This is a genomic window from Pseudomonas putida (assembly GCF_028682395.1).
In the GTDB taxonomy this organism is placed as follows: Bacteria; Pseudomonadota; Gammaproteobacteria; order Pseudomonadales; family Pseudomonadaceae; genus Aquipseudomonas; species Aquipseudomonas putida_AB.
In genome coordinates this window covers 23,505-29,504 of the sequence record NZ_JANHLC010000018.1, presented here as the reverse complement: position 1 = coordinate 29,504, position 6,000 = coordinate 23,505, and the positions used below count along the sequence as shown (strand labels likewise).

6 protein-coding genes are annotated in these 6,000 nt (G+C 63.2%); 1 reads left to right on the top strand and 5 read right to left on the bottom strand.

All coding sequences use genetic code 11. From position 1 onward, the window contains the following. Positions 1-81: 81 nt before the first annotated feature. Together aroE and hemF are read right to left on the bottom strand one after the other, a co-directional pair. Positions 82-903 carry a shikimate dehydrogenase gene (gene aroE, locus NPS46_RS24845; protein ID WP_274111969.1) on the bottom strand — a complete coding sequence of 274 codons (822 nt, stop codon included), beginning with the start codon at positions 901-903 and terminating at the stop codon, positions 82-84. 59 nt (positions 904-962) lie between these two features. Continuing rightward, a complete protein-coding gene (gene hemF / locus NPS46_RS24840) occupies positions 963-1,877 on the bottom strand; it encodes an oxygen-dependent coproporphyrinogen oxidase (RefSeq protein ID WP_274111967.1) in 915 nt (304 codons plus the stop codon). A 164-nt stretch (positions 1,878-2,041) separates the two neighbouring features. Between hemF and NPS46_RS24835 the strand changes: the two genes are divergently transcribed. Then, complete coding sequence (locus NPS46_RS24835; protein WP_274111965.1) at positions 2,042-3,019, top strand: NADPH:quinone reductase; 978 nt, start codon at positions 2,042-2,044, stop codon at positions 3,017-3,019. Positions 3,020-3,073: 54 nt separating this feature from the next. On the opposite strand, the gene NPS46_RS24830 is transcribed toward NPS46_RS24835, so the two are convergent. The 3 genes from NPS46_RS24830 to NPS46_RS24820 all read right to left on the bottom strand — a co-directional run bounded on the left by NPS46_RS24830 (position 3,074) and on the right by NPS46_RS24820 (position 5,920). Further along, positions 3,074-3,631 (bottom strand): L-threonylcarbamoyladenylate synthase, encoded by a 558-nt coding sequence (locus tag NPS46_RS24830; RefSeq protein ID WP_274111963.1) that lies wholly within the window; start codon positions 3,629-3,631, stop codon positions 3,074-3,076. A 54-nt stretch (positions 3,632-3,685) separates the two neighbouring features. Further along, on the bottom strand, positions 3,686-4,813 hold the full coding sequence (dprA, locus tag NPS46_RS24825; protein ID WP_274111961.1) for a DNA-processing protein DprA: 1,128 nt from the start codon (positions 4,811-4,813) through the stop codon (positions 3,686-3,688). Between the two features lie 81 nt (positions 4,814-4,894). Then, entirely contained in the window at positions 4,895-5,920 is a 1,026-nt protein-coding gene (locus tag NPS46_RS24820) for a LysM peptidoglycan-binding domain-containing protein (protein WP_274111959.1), read from the bottom strand. Between the last annotated feature and the right edge of the window lie 80 nt (positions 5,921-6,000).

The window sequence follows — 6,000 nt, the reverse complement described above, 5'->3', positions numbered from 1 at the left end:
GAAAGGGCCTTTTTTGTGGTCAATGCAATGCGCTCTTTCCTGTGGGCCCGAGCCGTTGGCTGGCACGCAGCCCTACACTCGTCACAACCCCAGCTGGCGCCGCAACTCAGCCAGCACTGGTGCCGTATCCGGCCGCACGCCTCGCCACAGGTAAAAGGCTTCCGCCGCTTGCTCGGCCAGCATCCCCAGGCCGTCCATCGAGATTCTGGCGCCCTGCTCGCTGGCCCAGCGACAAAATGCAGTGGGTTCCTTGGCGTACATCATGTCGTAGCATACCGTGTGGCCCGGCTCGATCAGGCTGCCGGCAATGGGCGGCAGATCGCCGCTCAGGCTGGCGGATGTGGCGTTGATAATCAGGTCCACCGGCTCTTGCAGCCAGTCGAAGCCGCTGGCAGAGACAGGGCCCAGGTCAGCGAACAACTCGGCCAATAGTTCAGCTTTTTCCACGGTGCGGTTGGCGATCACCACCGATGCCGGTCTTTGTGCCAGCAGCGGTTCGAGTGCCCCCCGGACCGCTCCCCCGGCACCCAGCAGGAGGATTCGTTGGCCGCCCAGGGGGACCCCGGCATTGACCGTCAGGTCGCGTACCAGCCCGGCGCCATCAGTGTTGTCGCCCAACAGGCTGCCATCGGCCAGCTTGCTCAGGGTGTTGACCGCTCCCGCCCGATGCGCCCGCGCCGTCAGGCTGTTGGCCAATCGATAGGCATCTTCCTTGAAGGGCACGGTGACATTGGCACCACGACCTTCATGGAAGAACGCCGTGGCACAGCCGGCAAAATCATCGAGCGGTGCCAGCAGGGTGCTGTAGTCCAGTACCTGGCCCGTCTGTTCGGCAAACAGGCGATGGATCATCGGCGATTTGCTGTGGCCGATCGGGTTGCCGAATACAACGTAACGGTCCATCAGGCGACTCCTCGTGCGGCCTCGCACGAGGCCGGGGGTGGGCGGCTAGCTGTTCGGGCTCAGGCCTGGGCCAGCCAGTCGCGATCCTGCAGGAAGTATTCGGTCAGGCGGGCTTCTTCGCTGCCTGGCGCGGCCTTCCAGTCATAACCCCAGCGAACATGCGGCGGCAGCGACATCAGGATCGACTCGGTGCGCCCGCCCGACTGCAGGCCAAACAGGGTGCCACGATCGTAGACCAGGTTGAACTCGACATAGCGCCCGCGCCGGAATTCCTGGAACTCGCGCTGTTGCTCGGTATAGGTCTGGGCCTTGCGGCGCTGGATGATCGGCAGGTAGGCGTCGATATAGGCGTCGCCGATGGCACGGATAAAGGCGAAGCAGGTGTCGAAGTCCCATTCGTTCAGGTCGTCGAAGAACAGGCCGCCGATACCGCGTGGCTCATTGCGATGCTTGAGGTGGAAGTAGCTGTCGCACCAGGCCTTGTAGCGCGGATAGACATCGGCGCCGAAGGGCGCGCAGGCCTGTTCGGCGACACGGTGCCAGTGCACGCAGTCTTCTTCGTTGGCGTAGTAGGGCGTCAGGTCGAAACCGCCACCAAACCACCAGACCGCCTCTTCGCCTTCTTTTTCGGCAATGAAGAACCGCACATTGGCGTGGGACGTTGGCACATGGGGGCTGTGCGGGTGGATCACCAGAGATACGCCCAGCGCCTCGAACCCGCGCCCGGCCAACTCTGGCCGGTGAGCGCTGGCGGAGGGTGGTAGGCCACTGCCGAACACATGGGAAAAATTGACGCCGCCTTTTTCAATGACATGACCGTTCTCGATCACCCGGGTCCGGCCGCCGCCGCCGGCAGGGCGGGTCCAGGCGTCCTCGACAAAACGAGTGCCGCCGTCTTCGGTTTCCAGGGCGTTGCAGATACGGTCCTGCAGGTCGAGCAGATAGGCTTTTACGGCCTCGGTACGGCTAGTCATGGGCATCACCTTGAATCGGGCAAAGCTACGCGGCACTTCGTACGCAGGGAGGCCGGCGGCAAAAGGCGCGTAGCATACCACCACGCTACCACCCTCCGCAGTTGACGAAGATCAAGCATAGGAGTCCGATAGGCCCTTCGCGAAATGTCCGAAGGAGAGTGCAGATGGCCAAACGTATTCAGTTCAGCGCCCACGGCGGCCCCGAAGTCCTCGAATATGTCGACTACAAGCCCGCTGAACCAGCGGCCGATCAGGTGCGCGTGCGTAACCAGGCGATTGGCCTGAATTTTATCGACACCTATTACCGCAGCGGCTTGTACCCTGCGCCGAGCCTGCCGTCAGGCCTGGGTACGGAAGGTGCGGGAATCGTTGACGCGGTGGGCAGTGCGGTCACCCGCTTCCGGGTGGGCGACCGTGTCGCCTATGGCACCGGCCCGTTGGGGGCTTGCAGTGAACTGCACACCCTGCCGGCGGCGAACCTGGTGAAGCTGCCCGATGCCATCAGCTTCGAGCAGGCGGCGGCCGTGATTCTCAAGGGCCTGACGGTCCAGTATCTGTTGCGCCAGACCCATGTCGTGCAACCTGGTGAAACCATCCTGTTCCATGCCGCCGCCGGTGGCGTTGGTTCACTGGCGTGCCAATGGGCCAAGGCCCTGGGTGCGAAACTGATCGGTACCGTCAGCTCGGCGCACAAGGCCAGCGTCGCCAAGGCACTTGGCGCCTGGGAAACCATCGACTACAGCCATGAGGATGTCGCCCAGCGGGTGCTGGAACTGACCGACGGCAAGAAATGCCCGGTGGTCTACGACGGTGTAGGCCATGACACCTGGCTAACGTCTCTTGATTGCCTGGCACCGCGTGGGCTGATGGTCAGCTTCGGCAATGCTTCGGGCGCGGTGACCGGGGTCAACCTGGGGATCCTGGCGGCCAAGGGGTCGCTCTATGTGACTCGGCCGACCCTTGGCAGCTACGCCAACAATGCCGAGAACCTGCAGGCGATGGCCGATGAGCTGTTCGAGATGATTATCGGCGGGCAGATCAAGGTCGACATCAGCCAGCGTTATGCCCTGAGTGACGCGGCCCAGGCACAGACCGAGCTGTCGGCGCGCCGCACGACAGGCTCGACCATTCTGTTGCCTTAAAAGTCTCCCCCTGTAGGCGCGAATCTGCTCCTACAGGGGGAAGGGAACGAGCCGTCAGCCCGGTCGCACCACTTCGCCACTGATCAGGTCGCGAATCACGCTGGGATTGCGCCGCCCGCCCAGGCTGCCGCCCAGCACCAGATCCAACTGGCCGCGAAAGTACTGTTCCACACGCAGGCGTGTCCGTGCGGCCGGTCGGCCCTGGGGGTTGGCCGAGGTCGAGATCAGTGGTCCGACCAAGGCGCACAGTTCACGCACCTGTGGATGGTTGCTGACCCGCAGCGCGACGGTGTCGTGTACCCCGGTGATCCACTGCGGCAACAATTCGCGATGGGGCACCAGCCAGGTATTGGGACCGGGCCAGGTGCTGGCCATGCGGTCGAGCCAGTCCTGGGGGAAGTCCTCGAAGAGGAAGTCGAATTGGCGGATATTGTCGGCGATCAGAATCAGCCCCTTGTCCACCGAGCGGGACTTGATCGCTAGCAGGCGATCCACCGCTTCTTCGTTCCATGGATCACAGCCCAGGCCCCAGACCGCTTCGGTGGGATAGGCAATCACTGCGCCTGCGCGTACTTCTCGTGCGGCTTGTTGTACCCGCCAGCTGCTGACCATCACATGTTCTCCAGAATAAGCCTGCGCGCAGTTTACTCAGGTTAGCGATAAAACCTAAGCGCCTGTCGGAACCTTCACACTTGCCTTGCTGCAGGCCTGCCAGCGTCCCTGGGCGTTGACCACGCGGTCCTGTAATTCCAGCTCCGTCAGTGCTGCCAGTATCCGTGGCAACGGCCAGCTCAGGGCCGTCGCCAGGGCCTCGGCGCTCTGCGGTGCGGCGTGCAGCAATGCCAGCAGGGGATTGTCCTCGACGGGCTCGACCGCCGTTGGCGAAACGACCCGCCAGCCCCGCAATTCCTGGAGAATTTCCTCGATGCTTTCGACCAGCGTCGCGCCATCGCGAATCAGCCGATGGCAACCCCGTGCCCCGGGATGATGGATCGAGCCGGGAATGGCGAACACCTCGCGGCCCTGTTCGGCCGCCAGTCGCGCTGTAATCAGCGAGCCGCTGGCGACCCCGGCCTCGATCACCAGCACACCCAGGGAGAGGCCGCTGATGATTCGGTTGCGGCGTGGGAAGTGACTGGCATGGGGACCGGTCTCCAGGGGGAACTCGCTAACCAGCGCGCTGCCTTCGGCCACCATGCGTTCGGCGAGTGAGCGATGGCGCTGTGGATAAAGTTTTTCCAGGCCAGTGCCCAGTACGCCAATCGTGTGCCCGCCGATGTCCAGCGCCGCGCGATGGGCCGCGCCATCGATCCCCAGGGCCAGGCCACTGGTGATCACAAATCCTGCCCCGGCCAGGCTGCGGGAAAAGGCTGCGGCGGTGTCCATGCCTGGACGCGAAGCGTTGCGACTACCGACCAAGGCCAACTGGGGTTTTTCCAGAATGCTGGGGTTGCCGGCGACGAACAGCAGCGGCGGCGCATCCGCCAGTTCGGCCAGCAACGCGGGATAACCGGGCTGGTCCCACATCAGCAATTGGTGATCGCGCCGCTCTAGCCAGGCCAATGCAGCGCTGGCCGAGTCGCGGACCAGGCTGTCGCGTCGACCTTCGGCGCAGCACGCGGGCAAGCCGAGGGCGCGCCAGGCACTGGCCGGCGCACTGAGCGCGGCCGAGGCGCCACCAAAGGCCTGAAGCAGCCGTAGAAATCTTTTCGGGCCCAGCTCGGGCAGGCGATGCAAGCGCAGGCGCGCTTCCAGTTCCGCAGGGGAAACCGCGGTGGTGACAGAGAGCGGCATGGGATCATCCTTGATCGTCTGCGGCTTCCCTCAGGCTTGGGACAAGCTGTGGATAAGTCTGTTAGTAACCTACTTATTCCATTAAGGGTTACGCACCTTGTCCTGCACCGCGAGGGAGCGCGTTGCATTGAGCACTAAACCATAGCTGAGCTTTTCATAAGTGCGAAAAACCATCAGCAGGCCGGCGCGCTCGTCGGGCAGTTTCACCTGCTCGCCGGTGATGCGGTCGCGTACGGTTTCACTGGTCTTGTAGATTGCCAGGACGTTGCCTTCGATCAGGCCGTCGCGGCGGCCCTTGTTCAGGGTCACCACATCGTACTTGGCAACCTGGTTGACGCCGCGTGGCACGTCGATAATCAGCCCTTCGACCGGACGCGAGGGCGCGCTGGGCATGAAGGTGGAATTGATTGGCCGTTCCTCGCTGACGAACAAGCGGTCACCGATCCGCACCTCTTCGGTGGTGCGCTGCAGCGCCAGGGTGGCGATGTCGCCGTCGGTTGAAACGATTTCGCCACCACCGATGTCATCGGCGTTGATCCCGAGAAGCTCCTTGGTCTTGGCATCGGTGTAGACCTTGCCCTGGCGGAAGATGCCGTAGACCGAGTGCTGCGGGTCGAACTGGCCGCGAGCGTAGATCCGGTCACCCGCGCCGCTGAGTACCCGCTCGGCATTGCCGGCGAGGACATAGGGGGCTTTCTTGAAGTCTTCGACCGAATCGACGATCCGGTTGCTGAGCAGAAAGGCGTTGATCGACTCCAGCGGAATACTCGGGATCGCCTCTGCCATGGGGGTGCTGCGCACGTGCGGCGAGAGCTTGAGGGTGCCGCGGCTGGCGGCCCGGTCAAGCAACAGGCGCGGTTGGCCGTCGACGTACTGCAGTGTCAGAGAATCGCCGGGATAGATCAGGTCCGGATTGGCGATCTGCGGATTGGCATGCCAGATTTCCGGCCACTTCCAGGGCTCGCGCAGGAATTTTCCGGAAATATCCCAGAGTGTGTCGCCCCGTACCACGGTGTAGCGCTGTGGATAACCTTCCTTGAGCTGCACTTGCGCCTGGACGATACCGGCCGAGGCCAATAGCAGCAGGGCGAGTAGTGATTTCCTCATGCGGTGAATCCCTTTATTATGTGCCTTCGCGTAAAACGCCAGAGCCCCCGCGGCTCAACTCCCAGGAGAACGTTTTGCAA